The organism is Chitinophaga silvatica (assembly GCF_003419895.1).
GTDB lineage: Bacteria > Bacteroidota > Bacteroidia > Chitinophagales > Chitinophagaceae > Chitinophaga > Chitinophaga silvatica.
The window spans coordinates 645,546-668,617 of the sequence record NZ_QPMM01000001.1 but is presented as its reverse complement, the minus strand read 5'-3'; the positions used below and the strand labels follow the sequence as shown (position 1 = coordinate 668,617).

Annotated in this window: 18 protein-coding genes; 9 read left to right on the top strand and 9 right to left on the bottom strand. The window is 38.5% G+C overall.

What is annotated here, in order from left to right; all coding sequences use genetic code 11:
- Positions 1-7 precede the first annotated feature (7 nt).
- A complete protein-coding gene (locus tag DVR12_RS02595) occupies positions 8-1,336 on the bottom strand; it encodes a TolC family protein (protein WP_116973888.1) in 1,329 nt (442 codons plus the stop codon).
- Between the two features lie 337 nt (positions 1,337-1,673).
- On the opposite strand from DVR12_RS02595, the gene DVR12_RS02590 reads away from it, so the two are divergent.
- A complete protein-coding gene (locus tag DVR12_RS02590; RefSeq protein WP_116973887.1) occupies positions 1,674-2,426 on the top strand; it encodes an acyl-CoA desaturase in 753 nt (250 codons plus the stop codon).
- 76 nt (positions 2,427-2,502) lie between these two features.
- Here the strand turns inward: DVR12_RS02590 and DVR12_RS02585 are convergent, their stop codons facing one another.
- Together DVR12_RS02585 and DVR12_RS02580 are read right to left on the bottom strand one after the other, a co-directional pair.
- On the bottom strand, positions 2,503-2,955 hold the full coding sequence (locus DVR12_RS02585; protein ID WP_116973886.1) for a cold shock domain-containing protein: 453 nt from the start codon (positions 2,953-2,955) through the stop codon (positions 2,503-2,505).
- A 185-nt stretch (positions 2,956-3,140) separates the two neighbouring features.
- Positions 3,141-3,305 (bottom strand): RNA recognition motif domain-containing protein, encoded by a 165-nt coding sequence (locus DVR12_RS02580; RefSeq protein ID WP_116973885.1) that lies wholly within the window; start codon positions 3,303-3,305, stop codon positions 3,141-3,143.
- A 290-nt stretch (positions 3,306-3,595) separates the two neighbouring features.
- Between DVR12_RS02580 and DVR12_RS02575 the strand changes: the two genes are divergently transcribed.
- Both DVR12_RS02575 and DVR12_RS02570 read left to right on the top strand, forming a co-directional pair.
- A complete protein-coding gene (locus DVR12_RS02575) occupies positions 3,596-4,096 on the top strand; it encodes a heme-binding domain-containing protein (RefSeq protein WP_116973884.1) in 501 nt (166 codons plus the stop codon).
- Positions 4,097-4,404: 308 nt separating this feature from the next.
- Positions 4,405-4,671 carry a hypothetical protein gene (locus DVR12_RS02570; RefSeq protein ID WP_147323396.1) on the top strand — a complete coding sequence of 89 codons (267 nt, stop codon included), beginning with the start codon at positions 4,405-4,407 and terminating at the stop codon, positions 4,669-4,671.
- 143 nt (positions 4,672-4,814) lie between these two features.
- Here the strand turns inward: DVR12_RS02570 and DVR12_RS02565 are convergent, their stop codons facing one another.
- The 3 genes from DVR12_RS02565 to DVR12_RS02550 form a co-directional block, all read right to left on the bottom strand.
- Complete coding sequence (locus DVR12_RS02565) at positions 4,815-7,256, bottom strand: bifunctional YncE family protein/alkaline phosphatase family protein (RefSeq protein WP_116973882.1); 2,442 nt, start codon at positions 7,254-7,256, stop codon at positions 4,815-4,817.
- Between the two features lie 116 nt (positions 7,257-7,372).
- Entirely contained in the window at positions 7,373-8,599 is a 1,227-nt protein-coding gene (locus DVR12_RS02560) for a thioredoxin family protein (protein WP_116973881.1), read from the bottom strand.
- Between the two features lie 612 nt (positions 8,600-9,211).
- Complete coding sequence (locus DVR12_RS02550; protein ID WP_116973879.1) at positions 9,212-10,171, bottom strand: peroxiredoxin family protein; 960 nt, start codon at positions 10,169-10,171, stop codon at positions 9,212-9,214.
- A 185-nt stretch (positions 10,172-10,356) separates the two neighbouring features.
- Between DVR12_RS02550 and DVR12_RS02545 the strand changes: the two genes are divergently transcribed.
- The 6 genes from DVR12_RS02545 (at position 10,357) to DVR12_RS02520 (ending at position 18,871) form a co-directional block, all read left to right on the top strand.
- Positions 10,357-11,097 carry an alpha/beta hydrolase gene (locus tag DVR12_RS02545; RefSeq protein WP_116973878.1) on the top strand — a complete coding sequence of 247 codons (741 nt, stop codon included), beginning with the start codon at positions 10,357-10,359 and terminating at the stop codon, positions 11,095-11,097.
- A 297-nt stretch (positions 11,098-11,394) separates the two neighbouring features.
- Positions 11,395-11,985: a Crp/Fnr family transcriptional regulator gene (locus DVR12_RS02540; RefSeq protein WP_116973877.1), complete on the top strand. Its 591-nt coding sequence runs from the start codon at positions 11,395-11,397 to the stop codon at positions 11,983-11,985.
- A 202-nt stretch (positions 11,986-12,187) separates the two neighbouring features.
- Positions 12,188-13,621 (top strand): alkaline phosphatase family protein, encoded by a 1,434-nt coding sequence (locus tag DVR12_RS02535; protein WP_233522116.1) that lies wholly within the window; start codon positions 12,188-12,190, stop codon positions 13,619-13,621.
- 65 nt (positions 13,622-13,686) lie between these two features.
- Entirely contained in the window at positions 13,687-17,004 is a 3,318-nt protein-coding gene (locus DVR12_RS02530; RefSeq protein ID WP_116973875.1) for a TonB-dependent receptor, read from the top strand.
- A 19-nt stretch (positions 17,005-17,023) separates the two neighbouring features.
- The gene (locus DVR12_RS02525) at positions 17,024-17,527 is read left to right on the top strand and encodes a hypothetical protein (protein WP_116973874.1); all 504 of its coding nucleotides are present in this window, start codon (positions 17,024-17,026) and stop codon (positions 17,525-17,527) included.
- 81 nt (positions 17,528-17,608) lie between these two features.
- A complete protein-coding gene (locus DVR12_RS02520; protein ID WP_116973873.1) occupies positions 17,609-18,871 on the top strand; it encodes an alkaline phosphatase family protein in 1,263 nt (420 codons plus the stop codon).
- Between the two features lie 108 nt (positions 18,872-18,979).
- Here DVR12_RS02520 and DVR12_RS02515 read toward each other — a convergent pair whose 3' ends face one another.
- From DVR12_RS02515 to DVR12_RS02505, 3 genes are all read right to left on the bottom strand, one after another.
- Positions 18,980-19,726, bottom strand: a complete 747-nt coding sequence (locus DVR12_RS02515) for a hypothetical protein (protein ID WP_116973872.1) — start codon at positions 19,724-19,726, stop codon at positions 18,980-18,982.
- 282 nt (positions 19,727-20,008) lie between these two features.
- Positions 20,009-20,977, bottom strand: coding sequence for a DUF4973 domain-containing protein (locus tag DVR12_RS02510; protein WP_116973871.1), 969 nt, complete (start codon positions 20,975-20,977; stop codon positions 20,009-20,011).
- A gap of 37 nt (positions 20,978-21,014) precedes the next feature.
- Positions 21,015-23,054, bottom strand: coding sequence for a RagB/SusD family nutrient uptake outer membrane protein (locus DVR12_RS02505; RefSeq protein ID WP_233522115.1), 2,040 nt, complete (start codon positions 23,052-23,054; stop codon positions 21,015-21,017).
- Positions 23,055-23,072: the final 18 nt, after the last annotated feature.

The following is a 23,072-nucleotide window of genomic DNA, read 5'->3' as shown; positions in this document are numbered from 1 at the left end:
TTTAGCATTATTGAATATTTATATTGCCCATTACATTCTGATAGTTGTATTGCGACTGCAACAATTCTATTTCGTGAAGAACCCTATCCTGCCTCGCCTGATTTTCTGCAATCACCTGGGTTATATAGTCATGAGCGGTCAGCACTCCGTTTTCCAACTGGGCAGCGGCGGTGATCTTAACATTCTCTCTTAAGGCAACAATTTCATCATCGCGCTGTAGCTGGTCTATATATTTCCCAATTGTTATCCGCCCCTGATCTTTATTGAGCCGGGAATTAAACAGAAATGTTTCTTTCTGTATATCCAGCATTTTCCTGTCTATATCTAATAAACTTCTCTCCCCTTTAAGCGAATACAAGCTATTTAGGTTCCAGGTAAGCTGTATACCCGTCAGATAATACCAGGTGAAGTTGTTACTCAGGAAATTGAGACCTGGCCTGGCATATCCTCCCTGGAAAAAGAAATTAAATTTTGGACGCAGATTGGCCGACAACATTCTGTCCTGGATATCATATGATTTTTTCTGGAAATCATAAAACAACAATTCAGGACGGGTAAAATTATCAGCTAATTCGGGTACCGGAGGTGAGATAAGAACAGTGGTAGTATCAACAGTTTTGTCGATAAACACTCCCAACATATCCAGGAATGCCTGCCTGTTGGCCTTTAGATCAATCCGCGACTGGTCGGCCTGTAGCAATTGCGCCTTTAATTCATCCAAGCTGCTTTGGTAAGCTTCTCCATTGGCCAGTAAAGCCTTTACATTCTCCATACCATTAAGAATATCTTTACGGAGCAGGAAGTTTTGTTTTAATTGTTCATCCGATAAAAGTACCCCGAAAAAGAGCTGGTTAATCCGATCATAAAGTGCATAAAGGTTTACTTCCAGATTTTGTTTCTGGATCAATTCATCTACAGCGGCCATTTTACGCTGGTTATTAATAACTCCGCCGTCATATATTACCTGGGTAACCTGCCCATATATTTTATATTGATCTTTACTAAAAGTTGGTAATGTAATCCCTGGAATATTAATATTAAAATTAGTAACCGCCGACTGGTAAGTGGCTTGTCCACTCATCGAAAATGCAGGTATCTTTCCCTTGGATGCATTGGAAACTGTATAGGCTTTTGTACGTTCAATAAGCCCGTATTGCTTTGCCAGTGGATAATTATTTCTAGCCAGAGTATATGCTTCCCTGATCGTTAAAGTATCCTGATGTTGTGCTATGGCTGTAGTACAGGTGAAAATAATTAGTATTCCTCCTATTCTACCAGCTGCATTTGGTATTAAAAAAGAAGTTAAAAACAAATAAATATTTAACCGTAAACTCATATATACATAAAAAGTAACTTAAAGTAATTAAAAGAAGCAAAGCATCTGACAAGCACCCCAAATTGAGATTGATATATCCTTTGCGCCAATAAATATTTCAAACTAATTATATATACATAAATACGATAGCAATGGTTCAATTTAAAAAGATCTTTTGTTTGGTTTTTGCCACCTGAATGGAGATTTTTTATTTGTTTTAAATAACATTTCCTTACCTTTTTTTTAACAAAGCAAGCCCTAATTTTAAGATATTCATATCACCGGATTGCGCACTATATTTCCAATTATTCACCTGACATATTTGAGATTTATTACCCGCTTTCACAAAATTTCAAGTATGGCCATCTTTATCTTTTTTGCCGCTTTATGGTATCTATCATTGTTTTCACAAACATTTTTTCAGCATAGGTATGCTGCACACGGAGCTTTTACTATGAGTAAAGGATGGGAAAAGTTCTTTTTCATTTTTACCTATATCACACAAGGCTCCTCATATATGAGTCCAAGAGCTTATGCAATCATGCACAGGTTACACCATGCGCATACCGATACGGAACACGATCCTCATTCTCCTTCTAATTCGTCTAACATCTTCTCAATGATGTGGGATACCCGAAGTGCCTATCAGCAGATACTCCACCATGAAGAGAATGTGGATGTAAAGTATACCAAAAATCTACCTCTTTGGAAGAATTTCGACAAGTTCGCCAACAGTGCTTTTTCGAGATTGCTTTGGGTTGCGGGGTACACTTCTTTCTTTATTGCATTTGCTACCTCTCCCTATCAGTATTTGTTATTACCAATAGTAGTATCTATGGGGGCCTTCCATGGGGCAATAGTAAATTGGTTTGCCCATAAGTATGGTTATATCAATTTTAAATTAAAAAACACGGCAATGAACCTGTTGTTTTTTGATATATTAATGCTGGGAGAATCTTATCACAACAATCATCACAAACATCCCTCTTCCGTAAATTTTGGCCAGCGCTGGTTTGAGATCGACCCTACCTATTACATTATAAGATTTCTATCTTTTATAAAAGTAATAAATGTAGTTTTAGTTCCTAACCATCGTACAGCTATCAGATAAAATATAAATCAAAAAGCCAGTTAACATTACAGATTTAATGTAAACTGGCTTTTTATCAATAGAATATTATCTTATCTTAATTCTTAGTTTGGGTACTTACCTTCTTTACTGAAGTTGCAAAGTAGCCTTTAGCATTTCTATCCTGGATAAAAGATACCCTATCTCTTTCCTTCACTGGTTCCAGCAAATCATTAATGTGAAAGAATATGTTTTCCCTGGACTTGTCATCAGAAATAAACCCAAATCCTTTAGACTGGTTAAAGAATGTAATCATGCCTGTTTTTGTAGGATCTTCTTCCGGCCTTGGTGTTGCACCAATACGGATATCCTTTGAATCTATCTCAACCTTTGCTGTTTCTGCAGGAGGCACGGAGCTGAGGTTTCCATTTTCATCAACATATGCCAGCATGTCTTCAAGACTCTTCCCTTTATTGTTATTCAATTTCCGGTCCTTTGTTCTTTGAGCTTTATCTTCTTTAGATTTAGCTTTTTTATTTCTGTTTTCTTTTTTGCCAAAGGATTCACCCATAATTTCTAATTTTAGTTAAGTCGCACAATTGCGTATAATGTTTATAAAAAATCTGTTTTATGAAGAAGTCGAACTATCAATAAAATGTTGTAAATAATTTTTAGTATCCGGGTCTTGAAAAATAAGGACAATTGACTCCTGAACGAGCCGATTTATTATTCATCCACTACGGTATCATCAAACTTTTAAAGGGCTACTTCTGCATAAGCATTAAAAGCAAAACCTGTAGAACGACCCATATAATTATCATAAATCACTTCAGCTCTATACACAATTCCAAATGGAGTAAACAATTCCGACAACTCCGATTCAATTATCCGGCCACTCAAATTGCCAACAGAAATATTCATAAAAGAAAATTTTTGAATATGAAAAAATAGCAACTGGAAAAGCGAAGACTGAGGAAGCAAAGAGGTTATCCAGACTAAATCAGAAGAAGCAGAGGCAGGAGCCTTGATGTAATTCGAATAAAGGTAGGTTTTTAAATCGATTATTGCCTATTTATTTTTTATATTAAACCCAGATGTAGTATTCGTCTACAGAATCTCTCCAGAATAAAATCCTATTTTAGCACGATAAGTCTTATATCATCTTTTAAGATGTTAATCAACTAACAGCACCATAAGATTGTAAATTTGTTATGAAAAGAAGAAACAAAATCCTACTGGCTTTATTAGTGTTAGCTGTATTAATACAGTTCTATCGTCCGGCCAGGAATATTTCCACAGCGGCTCAGCCCAATAATATTACAACAGCCTACAACACTTCTGCCGAAGTAAAAGATATATTAAAACGGGCTTGTAACGATTGCCATAGTAATAATACAGTGTATCCCTGGTATGCCGAAATTCAACCAGTTGCGTGGTGGCTCGATAAGCATGTGAAAGATGGGAAACGTCATCTGAATTTCGACGAATTCATAAATAATCCAATTTCCCGTCAATATAAAAAACTGGGAGAAAGTATCGAATTAGTGAATGATGGAGAAATGCCCTTGTCATCATACACCTTTATTCATACCAATGCTAAACTAACAACAGATGAGAAGAAGATATTTAACGACTGGTGTGAAGGAATACGTTCTACGTTGAAGGAAAAGTATCCGGCCGATAGTTTTGTTGTAAAGAAGAAAAAAGCGTAAAACAAGTATCAGAGAAATACAAGTACAAGCCATCTGTTATAGTCAGATGGCTTTGTTATTTATGAGCCTTTTTTCCAAACTTCCCGGGATAATAGGCAAATGATAAAAGATAGTATTACCTTAGAACTAATAATATTATTAGCTCTAAGGCTAAAACAGATCATAGAAACCCTTTACAGTCATTTATTTACATGAAATTTAGTTTCTTTAAAAGAACCCCTGGTCCAAACTATGAGGTATTAAAAAATTCCCCTCTCAAAAATTTATATTTTTACCGCACCTCCCGATGGCACTGGATTTCAAAAGAAATGATCACAGTTTATGACAACCAGGGGGCCAGAGTATTTACACTTGATCCCTGGCCACAAATGGTTTTTCTGGATGCCAATGGAAGATTAACGATTAGTGCGTACGTAGATTATGTAGCCAGTAAGTACAAAAAAGAAATTCCTATAGATCTTGACAAGACGATTCTGTCAATGATTGATCTGCTACTTAAAGACAAATTAATTTCTCTGTCTGAAGTTTTAAGAGAACCTGACCCGGAAAATCATGAACCCATAAAAAACAAATGATGGAAATCGTAAGGATAATTGAATGTAATGAGGGAGAAGATTTTGAGGAATTAGAGCACTACTATACAACCAAAGCATTATTCTTATAAAAAAACTCCCGTAGATATAATATCTACGGGAGTTTTCCATATATCAATCATAGATCAATCATCGTCATCTTTTTTCTTCTTCTCCAAAATCACGAAAGCACTACGTTTAGGAGCAGGCATTACAGCATGTTCACCTTTAACAGCTTTCCAGATTACTTCATTCAATTCGAGATCTGGTGCAGCATCTTCTTTTGTAAGATCAAATTTCTCGGATCGTTTGCTGCTTTCATTTATAGCTACATTGCGTTCTTCGAGATCTATTGAAACCGGCTTTACAGTATATGGTGTAAAGTCGGGAGTTGAAGTAAAACATTCGTATAATGGTAAAGCAGCAGCATCGTACTGACTCATTGGAGGGAGTCCAAGTATGAGTTCCATAGTCCGCAGAAATCCGGAGGTAGAATACATACTATTAATAACTGTATTTCTTTTCACATAAGGGCCTAAAACAAAAGCCGGTGAACGATGTGCATCTACATGATCAGGGCCATTCTGGGCATCATCTTCCAATATAAAAACTACAGATTCTTTCCAGAGCGGGCTATGGGAAAGGTGATCGAGCAATCGGCCGATGGCGAGGTCGTTGTCGGCCACCGCAGCTCTTGGTGTAGGTTTACCTACTTTCTGTCCGCTGGTATGATCATTTGAAATACGGATAGTGCTGAATTGTGGTACCTGATTGATTGCCAGCAATGAATCGAAATCGTGCTGCCAGGCATCTACACGTACCTGATCCATTATATCCATATCAAATCCAGGAGAATAGGGCGACATATGACCCTGCAAAGACTTAAGACCGGTTTTACTATACGAGCCAAACTCACCATAGCTGCGGTAGGTCACGCCGGCACGTTTACAATAATCCCAGATGAATCCATCCTTAGGATAGGTAACTGGTCTACCACCTTCGTAATTGGTAGTACCACCACGATTGCCATAAGAAGTGGGCCAGGTCTTTTCTACTACATCAGTAGCATAAGCAGCCATACTCCAGTTATGGCCATCTGCGCTTACTTCTGCATCTACATAAAAATTATCCAACAAAACAAAATCTTCTGCAAAAGCATGATGATTGGGAGTTATGGTTCTGCCAAACAAGGTTAATGAAGAATCGCCATTCCCTTGGGGTAAATCTCCCAATACCTGATCGTAGGTTCTGTTTTCTTTAATAATATAGAATACATACTTGATTGGAGAAACTTCTCCCTGCTTTCTTGGAATTGGATTGCCCGCCTCCCCATCAGCAAGCATTGCCTTCTTATCAGAAAATGGTGTATTGGAATAAACCTGACGGGTATACGCTTTCAACTGTCCTTCATTTGGCGCGTCGATGAGCGACAATGTGCCTTTAAATAGTCCGGCAATATATTGCAGACGGCTGTTTGCGGTACTGCCGGTATGAATACCGCTGTTATCCAACTTGCTTACAGGTTGAGGACCCTGAGGGTTGGGTAATGATGTATTACCTTTACCATTAGCCACAATAATTTTTGAACCCAACACTTTAACACTTGTAGGATACCAGCCAACAGGAATAAAGCCCATACTTTCACTTCTTCCGGGAACTGAAGTATTAAAAACGCTCAGGCAATTATTATCGGCATTGGCGATATACAATGTTTTTTCATTTTTGCTCAAAGCCAGACCATTGGTAGTAGATCCGCTAAGCTGAGTTGGATAGAGAGTAGTTGTGATAGTTTCGATTACCTTTTCAGTAGCTGTATTTATAACCGAAACGGTATTATCGTTGGCGTTAGCTACATAAAGTATAGATCCTTTTTTATTGAGAAGTAATTCATTGGGATGATTACCTACAGATATGAAACTACTGATAGTAGCTGCAGCTGTATTCACAACAGCAACAGATGCTCCTCCCCAAATACTTATGTACAGCTTTGTTTCATCCGGCGATAAAGTGCAGCTATAGGCGATATCCGGGAGTTGAATTCGCTGCAGGATTTGTTTTGAAGCCGGATCTATGATATATAAAGCACTATCCTCTTTCGTAACGGTATATAATCTGGTATTACGGTTGTTGACAGCAATACCAGCAGGACTAATTTTCTGAGTTGGCCAGGGTTTGCCAAGTTTAATCGTATCTGCTTTACCGAGTTTACCAGCGTTAACAGGAAAATTCAGTATCCAGTTATCGTTGGCACCCGACGCATACAGGTGTTTTTCATCTTTGGTGAATGTGAGGCCGTACCAGGCCTTACCAACCACACAACTATCAAGAATCCTGGCGGTTGTAGGATCAATAAGTTGAATCGATTGAGTACTTTGGCCATTATTGGTTACTGCGAGGTATTTTCCTGAACTACTTAGCTGAATATTCAGTGGCAGATCACCCAGGGTGATGGAGTGGCCGGCTGGACTTAATTTCCAGCCATTCGGCAAGAGAATTTGTTTAGTATCCTGTTGTTTACCTGGTGTTTGTGCAAATGTTTTTAATCCCACAAAGGATAATGAAAACAGAAGTAATAATGATGATTTCATAAGCTGTAAAGTGCTGTTGGCCAATAGAAATACGAAAGTAAACAAAGTGAAAATCTATTCTTTGCTGGTATATTATCTTATTGTTAAAAGCCAATCTTACATCCGATACCGAGGTATTACTTTTTAAGTTTCTGAATCAGTGATAAAACCTCTTTGGATTCAGGCCAAAGCATATTAGCCCGCTCCGCCCACCTTAAAGCATCTTTACGTGCAGGATCATTAGCCGGCAATGTTTGGCTAAAAGCTGTTGCCACAGTAAGCAGTTTGGAAACAATTTCCCGGGAATAAGTATTAACAATCATCTTTTTCTCTTCCTGGAAGTCGGGATACTTGGTACTATCCTGTTCTCCTCTCAGGAAAGGCCCCATAAGTTCATTATACACTCTCAAATCTTCTTTTTTTACATCTGCAACCGAAACATCCATTAAGGTTCCAATAGCCTTGTACCCCGCTTCCTTTACCATAGTTGAATTTTTTGTAAGTCCGGCATAGATCAACGATAAACGGTTTAGGTATTTGTATTGTTCCTCGTTTAAAGGTTCCAGTTGCCGGGCATACGAGATCAGTTGCTCATATTCCAACAGATGTGTAGCGTTAATGCTGCTCGTCATTCCCCGGTTTACTATTATCCTGAAAAGGCGAGGTTTTATTTTTTCCTTAGCAGAAGAACTTAGGGTATTATAATTCTGCATTAAGAATTGAAGAGCCGGGGTTTGCAGACCATTTAACCAGGAGCCTATAAACACTAAGGTTTCTTCCGTTTGAAGACTATCGACAGGATAAGCATTTATCAGTTCTGTAAATAGCTCACTATTATCTATATCCAGTTTTGCTTTAGCAGTAATAAACTTTCTGAGAAACTGTGGTTGCCTGTTTCCTTTCTTAAAAGTTTCTTCCAGATTTCCAAGCTGATCTTTGTCTGCAAGTTTTGCCAAAGCCTCATCGGCAATAGCCAGAAAAGGTCCGGATTCTTTTTCTCCAACTACTTTATGTATCAAAAATCCGCTACTGTTCAAGAATAGAAAAGTAGGATATGCTTTTATATTAAATTGTTTAGCGAGCGCCGGCCCCTCTCCTTTTTCTGCATTCAGTTTATAGGAGATAAAAGTTTTGTTATACTTATCACCCACCAGTTTTTCCTTAAATACCGAAGCATCCATTTGTTTGCAGGGGGCACACCAGTCGGTATATACGTCTACAAAAATAGGTAGTTGCGCCTTTTGCGCAAGGGCAACAAGGTTTTCCCAATTACCTTCCTGAAAGCGGATTCCGGGAGCTTGTTGCGCCAGTATTGTTGCAGCATAGAAATTGAGCAGTAAAACAAAGAGTAACCTAAGTTGCATAGTTTGAACCGTTAGTTGTTAGAAAAATAAGCTAAAAGAAAATAATTCAATTGTCTTTTTACTTTGATTCGAACCCCTTCCAGAAATCGTTTATTTTCTACCTCACATAAAGCTTGATAATAATACAATAGTATTTATTTGCATTGCTACTTAAAAACTTACAAATAAATACTATGTACCTTTCTAATGTATCAGGCATGATACTTAGCGGTACTCATCATATATAAGCCTGGTTGGAGAAAATTAATCGGTAACCCTATAGAAACACCTTTTTTCTAATTTCGTTGTTTCATTTTTTTGATCCATAAATAAAGTGTCCAGGTCACGGTAATTCCAAATAAAATAAATAATGGGATATAATAATTTTCAAAAAAACTATGAAAATAGCTACCCACTATTACATAAATGCTGGCTATGCATAATTTAAATGGAATAAATTCCTTATTAGCCCATGCAGTTTTTGTATTCAAAAAACCCATTGCAATTTTTTTTATTTTTTGATTGATAGAACTACCTGATTAAATTATCTAATCTATATGTAATATAAAGGAAAGAGCCCTAAAATCTTAAATTAAGATTTTAGGGCTCTTTCAATTCGTCAGTTTTTCCGTGTTATTTATCTAAAATCGATTTAATCATCTGATCTATTTCAATATTCAGGCAGTCTGTAATCCGTAGCAGGATTTTACCGTTTTTATCCAGTAAGAATTTTGTCGGGTAGCTACCAACCTTATAAGCCTTTACAATGTCGGGGGCGCCAGTACCTTCATCGTTTAAGACATGCACCCAGTTTGCTTCATCTTTTTGAATGGCAGCCAACCATTTGGCCTTCCCTGTGTCTAATGGAGTTTTTGAACCATGTACATTTTCATTTGCAACGGCAACAATTTCCAGCCCCTTACCTTTATATTTATCGTAGAGTTCTTTTAAATGAGGGTGGCTTTGCCTGCAAGCTCCACACCAGCTACCCCAAAAATCGAGGATGACTAGCTTTCCTCTATAATCACTTAGCTTTATGGTTTTGCCATTTTGGTCTTTGCGGGTAAAATCAGGTGCCTTAATGCCAGAGAGAGATAATTTTTTCAATGCTGTAATCCTATCACGAATTCCCTGAGCCGCACTCATATTTTTCAAGCGGTCACTTAGTTTTGAATAGGCGAGCGCATAACTTTCTGCACTATACATTCCTTCATTGGTTTCCAAAGAATATAAACTTACATAGGAATCGGGATGCTCCTCCACAAATTGCACCTGCATGAAGCGTTTCTTTCCGTAAAGTGCTGCAGGTTTAGTAGTAACCAATTTAACAAAAGCAACACTGTCCTTAACCATATCCAGCGCGCCAATTTCTTTCATTAAGGCTTCTTCACCAATATCTTTATTGAGTATAGTATTTAAAGTATTTAAATCCCTAATTACTTCAGCACTGTCTACATGGTCTTTTGAAAAGAAAGCCATCACCTCGTTCAGGTGTAGTTCGTAGAGTCCAACCGTTGACCCTTTATCTTCCTGTTGCTGACAAATTCCTGCTACAGGAAGTAGCAGCATAGCCCAAAGTAGTATCTTTTTCATGTCTGAATACTGGTTGATGGTATGTATAAGGCATCATTCAGCTGAAAAAGGGTGAAGGGAAAGGGAAAAATCATGAGGAATCGAGTATAAAGCTGGCTCTTCCAGTAAGAATTTAACTTTTATTTCTATGATATCAGAAACTGGTACGTTATTATCAGTGTTTATTATAAATCAGAACTAAGGAAATGAGGCAAACTGTGAGAGTGATATTGATTGTACTACTTATGCTAAACAGCTTCCAAGGGTTTTCGCAAACTCCGGGGGAAGCAAATAGAAAAGAAGAAAGAACCATTTATTTCTTTAGTGGCCTGGGAGCCGATTCAAGCGTATTTATGAATCTTAAACTTCCGGGATATCATAAAGTTTACATCACCTGGATTCCAGCACTTCCAAATGAAACATTAACGGAATATGCCACCAGAATCAGGAGTCAGATCACCGTTGCGAATCCGTATTTCATAGGGCTTTCATTCGGAGGTATAGTTGCAGTGGAGGTATCCAAGCAAATTGATGTAAAGAAAATGGTATTGATCTCTTCAGTAAGAACAAAGGATGAATTGAACAGAGTACAATTCTTTTTTATAAAACTTGGATTCTATAAGCTCATTCCACACTTCCTTCTGGAACGTTCTAATTTTATTACCAATAGTTACTTTGGTGCTAAGACACCAACAGATAAAAAAGAATTAACTGAACTCTTGGAAGATACAGACATTCATTTTTTCCGATGGGCATTGAAAAGTGTTGCAAAGTGGAAAAATAAAGAAGCTCCGGAAAGAACAATCCTGATACATGGAACGGCAGACAGGGTTATTGCCAGTAGACGCACACATCCCGATTATCATATTAAAGGCGGAGGACACCTCATGGTATTCAACAGGGCTGATACAATCAGCAAAATCATTTTGCATTACTTTAATGATTAGTCTCTATTCTGGTATATTTGTATAATTAAGGGCCAGTTTAAAACTTGCAACCAATCATTTGTTTAAAGGGTATTATTTTGAAGACTCATCATATTATTTGACTGCTTATAATTTTTTAATCCGTTTTTAAGCTCTTAGATGATATCTTTGTATCTATGATTTATCTATGCCTGCATCCATTTATACGGAGAAATTCCATGCAATATATCAACCAAAATAAAAGATAACAATAAGTTAAAACGAAAAATACGCGAAGGATATAAAAATTAATATCTTTTCCCTGATAATTTTAAGGTTATGCTGAAAATTTCTGACGTAGGCCTATACAACTACCTTACCTGGAAACAGGTTCCAGACTTAAGGGAGAATGTAAAACTTATGACGGTTAAAAGAGGTAAACAGCTTTATGATACCTCCCATAAGTATACTGATATCTATGAAATTATTAGCGGTGCTGTAAAGCTGGGTGGAATATCTGGTAAAGGCCGCGAATATATTTATGAACTGGTTACACCAGGTGAATTTTTTGGAAACCTGGCAATGTTGGGTGATACTTTCCGTGAATTTGGGAAAGCTATTGCCGCTACACAACTGAGAATCTATAAACCTGCATTCTTTAAACATTTAATGACCCATGATCCGGAGGTCGCAGCATGGTGCTTCGAAAAAATCGTTTACAGATGGAATAAAACAGAGTCCATGCTCTCCAATATCAGATCATACGAACCACGTGAGAGAATCCAACTCCTGCACGACGAATTAATGAAAAAAACAGTCATGGTTGGTAACCGTGAAATCATCCTGAACAAACTTCTTACACTTCAGGATATTGCAGACCTTACAGGTACTACACGCCAATTAGCAGCAGATACGCTCAATGCCGTCTGAAATACACTTAATAGCTGTTTCGGCCGCATGGTTTAACTATTTTAACAAAAATTTCTATATTCCTGTAAGAATCTAACACGTTTAATGTTTAAGTAACTATTTGGTGATCTTTCGTTGACCCCTGCTGATTTTATGTGTATTTACTTTGCATCTTCTTAATGTCAAGGACGTTTTAATCAACGCACAATCTAAATCATGACTTATGAGGATGAGTAAATTACCTTTATCCGTATGCCTTCTTTTATTACTATTTAAATTGCCAACATTTGCACAACAACGCAATGATAATGGATCAGCAAAGTTGTCGAAATATGTTGTACTTATTAGTATAGACGGTTTACGCCCGGAGTTTTACCTCGATCAGGCCTGGCCTACACCTAACCTTCGTTTTCTGAAAAATAACGGTACTTATGCCGATGGAGTAAGAGGAGTATTTCCAACATTAACTTATCCATCACATACCACTATAATTACCGGTGCCATGCCTGCACGCCACGGTATATATTACAATACCATCTTTTCTGATTCAGGTTCCACCAATAAATGGTATCGCGAAGAGAAATTTATTCAGACACCTACCCTATGGGATGCCGCACATGATGCCGGATTAACTACCGCCTGTGTTTCATGGCCTGTTTCTGTTGGAGCTCCAATAGATTATAATATTCCTGAAGCATGGGAAAGTGATAAGAACGGTACTGTATCTATCAATCCGCATGTTACACCAGCCGGATTATTCGATGAAATTCAACAAAATGCTACCGGTAAATTAAACTATAGCCAGATGAACCTGAATAACCTGGCAATAGACGAGAACCTAAGCAGAATGGCAGCCTACCTGCTAAAAAAATACAAACCTAACTTCACAGCCGTACATATTGTTTGCGTAGATCATGCCGAACATTCTGAAGGCAGAAACGGTGAATCTGTTTATAAAGCCCTGGCCTCTGCAGACCATGCTGTAAGCAATATTATGGAAGCATTACAAGCTGCTGGAATAGCAGATAGTACAACTATCATTGTTACCGGAGATCATGGGTTTTCTGATATTCATACCAGCTTCTCTCCAAATGTTTTGCTGGCGCAAAGCGGACTTCTACCGGCCGGTCGTGAAAAAGATAACTGGAAAGCAATGTTCCATAGTGCCGGTGGCTCAGCATTTCTGCATCTTAAAAATAAGAATGATAACAAAACTCTGCTAAAAGTACAATCCCTTTTAGACAGCCTCCCTCCTGCTGTAAAGAAATTATTCCGTGTGGTAAACAGAGCCGAAATGGATAAAATTGGTGCCGATCCTAATGCTGCTCTAGCAATTGCATGCATAGAAGGTGTTTCCATTTCAGGTTCATCTACCGGAGACCTTCTAAAAGCCGGACGCGGTGGAACACATGGCTTCTTCCCTGACTTTCAACATATAGAAACTGGCTTTATCGCTTATGGTGCAGGCATCAGTAAAGGCACTGTAATAAATAAAATGGGGCTGGAAGATATAGCACCTGTAATAAGCAAATTACTTGGCCTCTCCTTTAACTCGATTGATGGAATACTATTACCAGGTATTATTAAATCATCATCCAATCGTGGTTACAACCAGGTTGTAAACGGAAATATAAATAACAAGACGGAAGAGAAATAATCTACTGATCACGGTCAACAACTCAGTCTAACTATCTATCTCTAAATTAACTAAAAGTTGCTCTTATGCTAAAGAAAAAAGCATTACTTTTTTTGCTATGCCTATTTTTATTGCCACTGGCAATGATGGCACAGGTAACTACCGGTTCGGTAACCGGTACTGTAAAAGGTCCTGATGGCAAAGGAATTGAGGGCGCCAGTATTACACTGGTCCATCAGCCTTCAGGCACCCGATATATGAACCGTACATTAAGGAATGGTTCTTTCACCCTTAGCAGCGTAAGAATTGGAGGTCCTTACCTGTTAAAAGTAAACTACATCGGATTTAAACCACAAACTGTAGAAGGTTTCACCGTATTATTAGGAGAACCTTATGACGTGGTTATTAATTTAGGTTCCGATACTAAGGAGCTGGCTGGTATAACAATTAGTTCAACATCCGTAAAACGTAAGGGGGCAACCGAAAAAAGTGGTGCCGCTACCGTTATAGATTCAAGAATGCTTGCCTCCCTGCCTAGCTACAACCGTAGTATCACAGACTTCACCAAGCTTACACCACAATCCAATGGTGGTAACTCATTTGCCGGAAGAAGTGGATACTACAATAATCTGAAGGTAGATGGTGCAAACTTAAACAACAGCTTTGGTTTAAGCACTGATCCATTACCTGGTGGTGGTGCCTCTCCTATTTCCCTCGATGCTTTCGATGAAATTTCTGTAAACATTGCACCGGTAGACGTACGTCAGTCGGGCTTCACTGGCGCCGGTATCAATGCTGTTACTAAAAGCGGTACCAATGAATTTCATGGTACTGTTTATGGATTCTACCGCGACCAGTCATTCAATGGCCGTAATGTTGGAGATCTTAAACTGGACCCTGCCACCTCTTCTTCCAAAAAATCTTACGGTGGTAGCATCGGTGGGCCAATCATCAAAAACAAACTATTCTTCTTTGTAAATGGAGAATATGAAATCAATAGTGGCTCCAGAATTACCAACTATGTTGCAACAGGAAGCACTAATTCAGGAAATATTTCCTCTACACCGATTGATTCACTTGCTAAACTGGCTACATACCTGAAAGAAAAATATGGTTATGATCCTGGCGTGTATGACAATTACCCTACCGCCGCGAAATCGAACTACAAATATATCGCGAAGGTTGACTGGAACATTAACAACCATAATAAACTTACTGCCAAATACAGCGACTTTGTAAGTAATGAAGATCCATCATCTATCAATGCTTCATCTATCATTGGTGGCGGCGGATTCTCACTTCCGGGAACTACTTCTTCACTCTCTACTCTTCCTAACAGCAGATTGAGTAATAAGTCGATGGTTTTCTCCAACTCTGTTTATGGTTTTAAGCATACTGTAAAAACCGGTACACTTGAGCTAAACAGTACTTATGGTAAAATCTCAAACAGCTTATTACTGACAAACAGTAAAGTACAGGATACAAGAATTACCAATAGTGCTGCATTTCCATTTGTTGAAATCTTTGATGGTACCACCATTCCACATAACTACATGAGCTTTGGATATGAGCCATATAGCTTCAATAATGACGTGATCAATAAAGTATGGAGTGTTACCGACAACTTCTCATACTATACTGGTAAACACTCTCTCACTGCAGGTTTCTCCTATGAATATCAGATGGTTGGTAATATGTTCATGCCCGGAGCACAGAGCTATTATATCTACAACTCCCTGAGTGATTTCATGGCTGATAATCCGCCTTTATATTACTCCTATGCATATTCAATGGTTCCTGGAAAGTCGGCTGTTTACTCTGCTGAATTGAAATATGGTCAGGCTTCCCTCTATGCACAGGACGAGATCAAAGTAAACAACAGATTGAAAGTGACCCTGGGATTACGTGCAGACAAACCTGTTTACCTGGAAAATGCATTGGAAAACCCGGCAATTACTGCATTGACTTTCCCTGACAAGGATGGGAATATGACTCATTACAATGGTCAATGGCCAAGCCCGAGAGTTACTTTATCTCCACGCATTGGAGCAAGATGGGATGTATTGGGAGATAAATCGCTCATTATCCGTGGAAGCACCGGTATCTTCAATGGTATGGGTCCATTCGTGTGGTTGACTAATATGCCTACCAACTCTGGTATGTACCAAAATAGCGTAGCATTGAAAAACACTAACCCGGATGACCTTGAGCAGTTGAATAAGATGAAATTTGACCCTAAGGTGGATGCCTATTCCAAATTATTCCCTCCTGTTGCAGGAACCTCCATTCCGACCAATATCGTAATGGTAGACCCTAACTTCAAATTCCCTCAGATCTTCAGAACAGACCTGGCTATTGATAAAAACCTGGGTAATGGCTACAGCTTTACTATTGAAGGCTTAATTACAAAAGATATCAATGCAGTAAGAATGCGAAATGCCAACCTGAAAGAAGCAACCGGTATCTTAAACGGCCCGGATAACAGACCACGTTACGTTTCTACTTTGAATACCGACAGATACATCTATCCAAACATTGGTTCTGCCGTTATTCTTGAGAATACTAATAAAGGATATTCATATGCCCTGACTACACAACTGAATAAGGCTTTTGCGAAAGGTTTCTACGGTTCGGTAGCCTATACCTATACTAAAGCCAAGGATATCTCCGGTAACTCTGGTTCTCAGGCCTACTCTATCTGGAACTCCAATGCTACTGTTGGTACCAGCAATGATCTTGAGCTGAATCCTTCTTCATCTGTATCGCGCCACAGAATCGTGAGCATGCTTTCATACAGATTTGAGTATCTGAAACACGCAGCTACAACTGTTTCCCTCATCTACCAGGGAGCACCTTCAGGTAACATTACCTACAGAATCAATGGTGACTTAAATGGTGATGGTAATAACCAGGATCTGATGTATGTACCTAAGAAAGCGACCGAGTTATTATTCGATCCTTATAGTGCAACTGTGAATGGTGTTACATATACCTTTACGCCAGAACAACAGGCTGCAGCTCTGGATAAATTCATTAACAACTCTCCTTACCTGAGCAAGCGCCGTGGACAATATACTGAGAGAAACGGTGGAATAATGCCATGGTATAACGATGTTGCTGCACGTTTCTTACAGGAGTTCTATATTAAATCTGGGAAAACAAGACATACCTTGCAATTCTCTGCAGATATCCTGAATCTGCCTAACCTTTTAAATAAATACTGGGGCATTCAAAAAGCTACAACTACTACTCAGCCGCTTGCACTTAAGAATATTAATGCTGAGGGAGTTCCTGTTTACCGTATGCAAAACAACAACGGTGTATTATACACTACACCTACTCAGAATGTTAACAGCGGTTCAAGTACCTGGTCTATGCAGTTAGGTGCCCGTTATTCTTTCTAATTAATACATTACTATTATCATGAAAAAGATATCATATTTATCCGCTGCTCTACTCTTTACGCTGTTCTCCTGTACAAAGAACAACGATATGATAAAAGCAGAATTGGAAAAGGCATTACCTACCATTGAAATAACCAGTGTAGGATTAATTAAACAAACTGGTCCTTTTGCGGTTGGAGACGTAATCCAGGTAACATTTGGCGGCGCATTAACCAAAGCCGATCCCGGAACGTTGGATTTTGCCTGGTACGATGCACCGGCAACAGGTAAACCCAGTTTGGTAGATAGTGTTCATTTTGCCAGCTGGAATGTGAATGCATCGGCAGCCACAGGAAACAATGGTGTATCTACTGTATTTACTCCATCTACTTATCCCAATACCAATACATTTTCAGGTAATCTGAATTTGAAGCTTAGCAAACTCGCAACAGGAAAAACTTACAGCCTGTTCATCTATGTTCGTACAAAAGATGATAAAAACAAGGCTGTTGTTTCCCAAACGAAGTTTATCACTATGAAATAATAATGCAGAAGACGATATGCCGGAAATATCCGGTATATCGTCTTTTTATTTTTCGTTCAGTCTCAAATACTGCAATTCATAATGAAGCGTTTAAATTTAAAGTCATTCCTTACACTGATATTACTTTCAGGTGGAATAGCCTATGGCCAACAGGATACAATTGAGCATGTAATTGCTGATCGGGTAAACAGTGTAGCTGCACAACAGAAGCCCTATGTAATTCTTATTTCTGCAGATGGATTCAGGGCCGATTATGCTGAAAAATACCATGCAGACAATTTAATCCGGCTGGGGCAACAAGGTGTTCGCGCAACAGCAATGCTTCCTTCTTTTCCTAGTGTAACATTTCCTAATCACTATACTATTGCTACCGGTTTATATCCCTCTCATCATGGACTAGTGAATAATACCTTTTACGACTCTCTTAAGAATGCTACCTATTCAATGGGAGATAAAGCTAAAGTAAGAGATGGTTCATGGTATGGAGGAGTGCCATTATGGGTACTGGCCGAGCAGCAGCAAACATTGAGTGCAAGCATGTTTTGGGTAGGCAGTGAAGCTGCTGTAAATGGAATAAGACCTACTTATTACTATAATTTCAATGATAAAATAAGCATCGACAAAAGAATCAATATTGTAAAAAACTGGCTTTCATTACCTGAAGAAAAACGACCACACCTGATAACCTTCTATTTGTCAGAGCCCGACCATGCAGGCCATCGTTATGGTCCGGATGCCCCGGAAACTGCTGCTGCAGTGAAATCTGTGGATTCAATTATTAATCTGCTTACCATAGCTGTAAAGGAAACCGGGTTACCTGTCAATTTCCTTTTTGTGTCCGACCATGGTATGACCAGTGTAGACAGAGACCATCCTATACCAATGCCTTCTGCAATAGATACCTCCAAATTTATTATTCCTTCTTCCGGAACAATGATGGTATTACATGCTAAAAATAAAGCAGATATTTTGTATGTTTATAATCAACTTAAACAACAGGAAAATCACTTTAAAGTATATTTAAAAAGCAATACTCCGGCATCTTTTCATTATGGAGAAGCAGATGACAGATTAAACAGAATCGGAGATATTTTGCTGGTTCCGGAATGGCCTTATGTTTTTTCAGAAAAAAAACCAGGAATAGGCTACCATGGGTTTGATCCTGCAACCGTAAAAGATATGCAGGCAACTTTTATGGCCTGGGGTCCGGCTTTTAAATCCAATTTACAAATTCCAACATTTGAAAATATTCATGTATACCCACTAATCACCACTTTACTGGGGTTAGATATTACAATGCCTGTTGATGGGAGAAAAGAAGTCCTACAATCTATTCTGAAGTAAGATAAGTATCTCGTTGCCCCTTTTGACGAGGACAGCATGCATTCTTGCATCTGTCCTTTTTCATTTTAAATACCTGGTAAAGAATATCTACTTTCTAAAAATCTGGTATTAAGGTAGCAATACCCGAATTTTATTTCTTTCTATAATTTTTTGAAAATTGATCTGATCATTTTCATCAAACAAATCATCTGATGTAGAATATGAGAGACGTTTCTGCCCATCTTTCTCATACAGGTTGATTCTGAAGCCAAGCGGCACAGCATATTGCAACTTATTTTCATCTGCCACAAATACCATTTCAGTAATCAACTCATTTCCGTAATCTTCCTCCCTGAAAGCTATAAAATGAAGATAGAAGAATGTTTCCAGCATCAGAAAATCTTCATGGTAGCTAGTAATCATAAGGCATCTTCTACGTGGGGCTGATATAATAATCTTATCGGTTTTCAGTCTTTTGCATGCCTCTGCGAGAAAAGCGGGTGATAATATTTTTTCAGAACTATGGTCTTCTCCCGGTGCCATAATTACCCTGCCATTCAATTCTTCGGATACTTCAAATTCATAAGGGTAGTTATTAATATTATCCTGCCATTTGTTGAAGTTCTCCCTTATGGCTTCATTTTCCAAATCCGTTTTCGTAATGTATTCAAACTTATCGCCGGCATCCTGCACAAAAACAAGGGCAAGATCAAGGGTATCATTCCATTTTACAAAAGGGATATACTCAGCATAAGGCATTCCTTTCCATCGGGCATCCTTGATCATTGGAAAAACAGGTACCTTATCTTTTTCGATATCGGGAGCAGGTGGATTATTAGATTCGGATTTACCAAATAGTTTCTTCAGGAATCCCATAAAAACACGGTCGTTTTAGTTAGTGTTGCGAATTAAATTCAAACAATTAAAAACTAAAATACAACTTTTTACAATTCACGAAATACTTTACCTTTCAAAGTTAGCCGACCCAACCAAGAAATTTATCATTGTCAATGATCACAATTAAAACAATCATGAAATGACGTCGATTTTTTACTATTTCAAGTAGAATAAATTTATTAATCAACCTAAAAAAACATCGATAAAAAAAAAGCTCACCGAAATTCATCAGTGAGCTTTTTCTGCCTTTATCAACCTATTTTATTCTATTATTTGTACTTGCTGGTCTTCCTCCGGAATCTGTATATTCTTGACTCTCTCCAATACCATGGAGCCTGCATATCTATACTTTAAGGGATAGGAAGGATTCGTTATATCGTCATATTGGTATTCGAGATATACAGTAGTATATGTCTTTTCCAGATAAGGCTGTACATCATCCATTCTTTTACTTACAGTGAAAGTTCCTTTTTGCTGAGAAAAGTGAATATCTGGATTATCGGACGACAGAGTAACTGTACTATCGCTGTTGAAGATAGCTTTAAGCTTATAAGTTGCTCTGTCTACCGCTTCTTCTTCTGATACTCCTGCATAAAAGAAGATGCTTTTTTCATTCACCACCCATGTATTTCTGTAAGGAACAGTAAGAGCAATCTGACTCCGTTCATCTCTGGTTCTATCCCATACTGCGCCTGATACCGAGTATCTTCCCGAATAATCATTGAACGGCACAATATTAATAAGTGACTTTTTATAGTGTTTCAGAGGAGATGGACTATATAAAGATGTACTAACAATCTGGATAGGTAAGATGTATTTATTAACCAGGTCTATCCCCTCCAGTTTCAAATCCAGAACCAGGTAGCTCGTATTTGCCCCTTTGGGAATTGTTGCGGTAAGCGACTCAAAGTTATAGAAATCTGTAGGCAACTCTTTAAAATAAAGATCTTCGCGGAGTCTGAACCTATCGAAATTCAGGTTCTGAATGGTATCCTTGTCTAAGGCAATTGTTACCTGAACATCGTTACTATTAGCTGTGGAACCACTCAATACTATCGGAATCTTTACAGGGATTTTTCCTCCTTCTTCTTTATACTTAACGGCAATCTGTACTACGCCATTTTTAGTGAAAGCCACATATTTTGTGAAGAGCTCATTTTCCCACTCTTTGTTACAAGCGCTTATTATAGTAACAAGTAACAACCCTGTGAGATAATATATTCTTTTCATTTTGTTTTAAATTTTTGGTTTGATAAACAAGCTTATCTTAGTCAAACATTGTCCATCCTGGATTTTGAGTCAGTTTTCTGTTCCTTCTCAACTCACTGTGTGAAATTGGCCACAGATACATCTTCCTGACAAAGATGGTAGGCATAGATGGAATGGCTACAGGGATATAGAACAAGTCTCTTTGGTCTTCAGTCATATTCATATTACAACCCATTACCGGAGTAGCTTCTTCAACTGGTGCATCTTTCCAACGTCTGAGATCATAGTAACGATGCCCTTCTGCAAACAATTCGATCTGCCGCTCTCTTTTCAATGCTTTTCTTAATGCATCCTTTGAAGCATAAATAGCATTATCAAAATCAGGAATACCTGCTCTGATACGAATCTGACTTAGGTATTTACTGATTTCAGTTTCGTTTCTTGTAACAGTAATACTTCCGGTGCCCTGGTAATTAGGAACAGTATAACTTCCATTCAATTCGTTCAGGGCTTCAGCATAAATAAGTAATATTTCCGCATACCTGATTGCCGGTTCTACTTTAGGTACAACAAATCCACCTTCCATAAAAGAGTCGAAAGGATTATAGTATTTCTTAATACCTACACCTGTTCTGATATGAAATGCCGGGGAAGAGGGTTGTTTTCCATCCGGATATCCACGGTAGTAAAACACTTGTTTATATCTGTCCTCTATTTTTCTGGCACTTGTATTTTCCCACATACTGCCGTTATAGGCAACGGAGGCATAGAAACGCGGTTCCCTGTTGGCATACTGTAAAGATACATTGGGCTGCAAAGGTTTAGTATCCTCCTTATTGCTGGTAAATCCGGTAACCCTTGGATTTAAAGGTACATTACCACCATTACTCATATAGTATACATCTACCTGTTTCTGAGTCATACCATGGGTATTCCATCCCTTCAATGAGTATGGCATCTGGTGTAACACCATTTGATCTATTCCTTCCGTACTTTGTTCCGTAACCCGGGAGAAAATGATTTCGGGATTGGCGGTATAAGCTAAAGCCCCATTAAACAACTGGCTATACGATTGAAATGGATCTATATCTCTCCATCCCAGCGGGAAAGCCATGTCGGAATATTTGGCGTTATACGGAGGAATGATTGTTTTAGGTTGAGTGGCGCTCTGGTCTTCAGAATTAAATGGTGCTGTAAAGAGTTTATAAATGCCGAGATCTATTACATCTTTTGCAGCCGCAGCAGCTTTTGCCCATTTACTATCGTCATAGGTTTGTGAGATAAGCTTGCGGCCGGTATTATCTACCAGGTCGGATAACTCAGTATTTCCATTGAAAAGCGGGCTTGCTCCAAACAGATATACCTTTGCCCGAGCGGCTAATGCAGCTCCTTTTGTGGGCCTTGCAGCCTCCCTGTTGGTACGTTGCATCGGTAGGTCTTTTGCGGCAGTGGCCAATTCGGCGGTGATAAAGTCTACACACTCATCATATGAATTTCTTGCCTGGGCCAGATTTTCGTACTCAATGGTATAATCAATACCTTCATCTTTTACAATTGGAATAGGTCCGTATTTTCTTAGGAGCAGCCAATAGTAGTAAGCCCTGAGAAAACGTGCCTGTGCTTTCTTGTCGGCTATTTCTTCGGGGAGCATTTCACGGTTTCTATCTATATTATAAATAAAGACAGAAGCTTTGCGAATCCCTTCATAGCAGGAAGCCCAGGATGCCTGATCCCACCCTTCATCATATTCTCCGTTTTTATACTTACGGTATTTATCATCCCTATCGCCGAAGAACATATCATCAGAAATAAAGTTGAATGGCGTATAACCTTTACTTGCTACATCCGCATTTTCATTTCTCAGATGGGTAAACGTACTTGCCAGCCATTGATCAGAGTAGTCTTTTCTGGTGAAAAGTGTATCGGTATTCTGGCGATCTTTGAAGAAGTGATCCATATCAAGATACTTCCTGCAGGAGCCTAGCAACAATATGCCGGCAAATGCGCCTGCAAACATTACCAGCTTATTGATCCGGAAACCGGAAGCAGTAGATTGTTTGTCCAACTGCCCTGATATATTCATTAAAGTTTTTTTCATAACATTAAATGGATAGAC

Bases quoted from the DNA above. Each gene is read 5' to 3' on its own strand.
- DVR12_RS02595 (WP_116973888.1), bottom strand. From the start codon at position 1,336: ATGAGTTTACGGTTAAATATTTATTTGTTTTTAACTTCTTTTTTAATA.
- DVR12_RS02590 (WP_116973887.1), top strand. From the start codon at position 1,674: ATGGCCATCTTTATCTTTTTTGCCGCTTTATGGTATCTATCATTGTTT.
- DVR12_RS02585 (WP_116973886.1), bottom strand. From the start codon at position 2,955: ATGGGTGAATCCTTTGGCAAAAAAGAAAACAGAAATAAAAAAGCTAAA.
- DVR12_RS02580 (WP_116973885.1), bottom strand. From the start codon at position 3,305: ATGAATATTTCTGTTGGCAATTTGAGTGGCCGGATAATTGAATCGGAG.
- DVR12_RS02575 (WP_116973884.1), top strand. From the start codon at position 3,596: ATGAAAAGAAGAAACAAAATCCTACTGGCTTTATTAGTGTTAGCTGTA.
- DVR12_RS02570 (WP_147323396.1), top strand. From the start codon at position 4,405: ATGATCACAGTTTATGACAACCAGGGGGCCAGAGTATTTACACTTGAT.
- DVR12_RS02565 (WP_116973882.1), bottom strand. From the start codon at position 7,256: ATGAAATCATCATTATTACTTCTGTTTTCATTATCCTTTGTGGGATTA.
- DVR12_RS02560 (WP_116973881.1), bottom strand. From the start codon at position 8,599: ATGCAACTTAGGTTACTCTTTGTTTTACTGCTCAATTTCTATGCTGCA.
- DVR12_RS02550 (WP_116973879.1), bottom strand. From the start codon at position 10,171: ATGAAAAAGATACTACTTTGGGCTATGCTGCTACTTCCTGTAGCAGGA.
- DVR12_RS02545 (WP_116973878.1), top strand. From the start codon at position 10,357: ATGAGGCAAACTGTGAGAGTGATATTGATTGTACTACTTATGCTAAAC.
- DVR12_RS02540 (WP_116973877.1), top strand. From the start codon at position 11,395: ATGCTGAAAATTTCTGACGTAGGCCTATACAACTACCTTACCTGGAAA.
- DVR12_RS02535 (WP_233522116.1), top strand. From the start codon at position 12,188: ATGAGGATGAGTAAATTACCTTTATCCGTATGCCTTCTTTTATTACTA.
- DVR12_RS02530 (WP_116973875.1), top strand. From the start codon at position 13,687: ATGCTAAAGAAAAAAGCATTACTTTTTTTGCTATGCCTATTTTTATTG.
- DVR12_RS02525 (WP_116973874.1), top strand. From the start codon at position 17,024: ATGAAAAAGATATCATATTTATCCGCTGCTCTACTCTTTACGCTGTTC.
- DVR12_RS02520 (WP_116973873.1), top strand. From the start codon at position 17,609: ATGAAGCGTTTAAATTTAAAGTCATTCCTTACACTGATATTACTTTCA.
- DVR12_RS02515 (WP_116973872.1), bottom strand. From the start codon at position 19,726: ATGGGATTCCTGAAGAAACTATTTGGTAAATCCGAATCTAATAATCCA.
- DVR12_RS02510 (WP_116973871.1), bottom strand. From the start codon at position 20,977: ATGAAAAGAATATATTATCTCACAGGGTTGTTACTTGTTACTATAATA.
- DVR12_RS02505 (WP_233522115.1), bottom strand. From the start codon at position 23,054: ATGAAAAAAACTTTAATGAATATATCAGGGCAGTTGGACAAACAATCT.